The organism is Mesorhizobium sp. M7A.F.Ca.MR.362.00.0.0 (assembly GCF_004023175.1).
GTDB lineage: Bacteria > Pseudomonadota > Alphaproteobacteria > Rhizobiales > Rhizobiaceae > Mesorhizobium.
Genome location: NZ_RZTF01000614.1, coordinates 1 through 2,397, shown reverse-complemented (window position 1 = coordinate 2,397; position 2,397 = coordinate 1). Strand labels below are relative to the sequence as shown.

Here is a 2,397-nt window from a genome sequence, read left to right as displayed (position 1 = left end):
GTGCTGATCGGCGTGCCGGGCCTCGCCTACAACATCTTCGTCGGCCTCATCATCCTCGCCATGCTCATCCTGCACGCTTTGCTGCAGAAGAACGCCGCAAGGGGCTGACGATGGAAGTTCTCCGGCTGCAGAATCTGCAAAAATCCTTCGGCAGCGTTCGGGCGCTGAAGAATGCGTCCTTTGCTCTCAAGGAGGGTGAGGTGGTGGCCTTGCTCGGAGACAATGGCGCCGGCAAATCGACGCTGATCAAGGCGATTTCCGGTGTGTTTCCGATCGACCGTGGCGACATCTATGTGCGCGGCGAGAAGGTCTCGATCCGCTCGACGCGCGATGCCATGGACCTCGGCATCGAGACCATCCACCAGGATACGTCTCTGGCGCCGGATCTCAGCATTGCGCGCAATCTTTTCCTTGGGCGCGAACCGGTCAAGCTGAAATGGCTGGGCGTGTTCGCGCCGCTCGATTTCGCCAAATTGCGCGATGCGGCGTCGGCGCTGTTGAAGCGCGTCGGCATCTCGAAAAAACTCGACGCCGATGCGCTGGTCTCGACGCTGTCGGGTGGCGAGCGGCAGTCGATTGCGATTTCTCGCGCCATGCAGTTCGCCGCCAAGGTCATCATCCTCGACGAGCCGACCAACAATCTCGGTGTCGAGGAAACCCATGGCGTGCTGCGCTTCGTCAAGGAGGTGCGCGACGCCGGTCATTCCGTGCTTTTGATCACCCACAACATCCACCACGTGTTCCAGGTCGCCGACCGCATCATCGTCATGCGCCGCGGCGAGATCGTCGCCGAGCAGACGGTTGCCGATACCGATCTCCTGACGGTGGAGAGCATCATCACCGGCGCCGATATGTCGGCCCTGCTGAAAGAGACGAGAGCGAAGTGAAGAAGTTGGCCGTCACATGGTAGAACTCTACGGCAAGACGCTTTCGCGCCGGCAGGTGTCGGAACGTTCGGGCATGCTGTCGCAATTTGCCGGCGTGCGGCTGATGACGCTTGGCGATGGGGTGGAACGCGGCATCCGCATGCTGGAGTTCCGTACCGGCACGGGGCTGCGCTTCACGACGCTGGTCGACCGGGCGCTCGATATCGCCGATTGCGACTTCAAGGGCCAGGCGATCGGCTGGCATTCGCCGAGCGGTTTTCGCCACCCCGGCCTGCACGATTATGAGGGGGAAGGGGGACTCGCCTGGGCGCGCTCGTTTTCAGGCCTGCTTGTCACCTGCGGCCTCGACCACATATTGGGCCGCGAAGAGGTGCCTGCCGATAGCTACAACTACCCGGGCAAGAAGACCGTGATCCATTCGATGCATGGCCGCGTCGGCACCATTCCAGCGCGGCTGACCGGCTATGGCGAGGCCTGGGATGGCGACCGCTGCGTGCTTTGGGCCGAAGGCATCGTTCAGCAATCGGCGGTGTTCGGCGAGGATTTGCATCTGATCCGGCGTATCGAGGCCGATGTCGGCGGCAACGAGATCCGGCTGTCGGACCGCGTCGTCAACCATGGCTTCAATCGCACGCCGCACATGTATTTTTACCACGTCAATGTCAGCCACCCCTTGCTCGACGAGGGTTCGCGCTATCTGGCGCCGATCCGCGACGTCGTCTGGGCTGGCCATGCAGGCGAACGCTACGAGGCGCAGAAGGTCGGCTACCGCACCGTGCCGGCGCCGCGACTGGGCTTCAGCGAGCAGGTCTGGCAGCATGAGATGGCGGCGGACGCCAATGGCGAGGTGCCGGTGGCGGTGGTCAACGATCAGCTCGGGCTCGGCTTCGAAGTGATCACGCGCAAGGATCAGCTGCCTTGCGCCTACCAATGGCAGAATTTCCAGGCAGGGCAGTATGCGCTGGGCATAGAGCCCTCGACACACCATGTCTTGGGCAATCTCGCGGCGCGCGAGCGAGGCGAGATGATCTGGCTGGAGCATGGCGAAAGCCGTTCTTACGACGCGGTGTTCCGAGTGCTCGACGGCGCCGGCGCGATCGCGGCGGCCGAAGCAAAGATCGCGTCGATCGCCAGGCAGCCGCAACAGGATTATCCTGTGCCGTCGGGCAATTTCCCGGGATTGGCGGACAGGGCATGATGCGAAACGAATGCTCCGGCTGGCGGGCCGGAAATCGGAGGTCGATGTGATGGAGAAAAAGCGCGACTACAGCCTGGTCGGGGAAAGCACGCGCATCGCGATCGAGACCGGGCTGGCCTCGGCCGAGTGGTATCACACCGATGTGCCGCGCAAGGCGATGAAAGAGCTGATGCAACGCTCGGACGGGCCGGCGATCCGCGACACGATCATCTGGATCGCTGCCATATTGGGTTCCGCCGCCGGGATCGCCTGGTTCTGGGGGACGTGGTGGGTGGTGCCGTTCCTGCTCGTCTATGGCGTGCTCTATGGCTC

2 protein-coding genes and 2 pseudogenes are annotated in these 2,397 nt (G+C 63.0%); all 4 read left to right on the top strand.

Translation table 11 applies throughout. The annotated features are described in order from the left end of the window. A pseudogene (locus EOC06_RS44470) lies at positions 1-108 on the top strand (ABC transporter permease); the annotation flags it as partial. Next, the gene (locus EOC06_RS35975; protein ID WP_024501560.1) at positions 105-887 is read left to right on the top strand and encodes an ATP-binding cassette domain-containing protein; all 783 of its coding nucleotides are present in this window, start codon (positions 105-107) and stop codon (positions 885-887) included. The pseudogene EOC06_RS44470 and the gene EOC06_RS35975, both read left to right, overlap by 4 nt. 16 nt (positions 888-903) lie before the next feature. Next, positions 904-2,085 (top strand): aldose 1-epimerase family protein, encoded by a 1,182-nt coding sequence (locus EOC06_RS35970; protein WP_128310029.1) that lies wholly within the window; start codon positions 904-906, stop codon positions 2,083-2,085. A 10-nt stretch (positions 2,086-2,095) separates the two neighbouring features. Next, positions 2,096-2,397 (top strand): annotated as a pseudogene (locus EOC06_RS35965) (fatty acid desaturase); the annotation flags it as partial.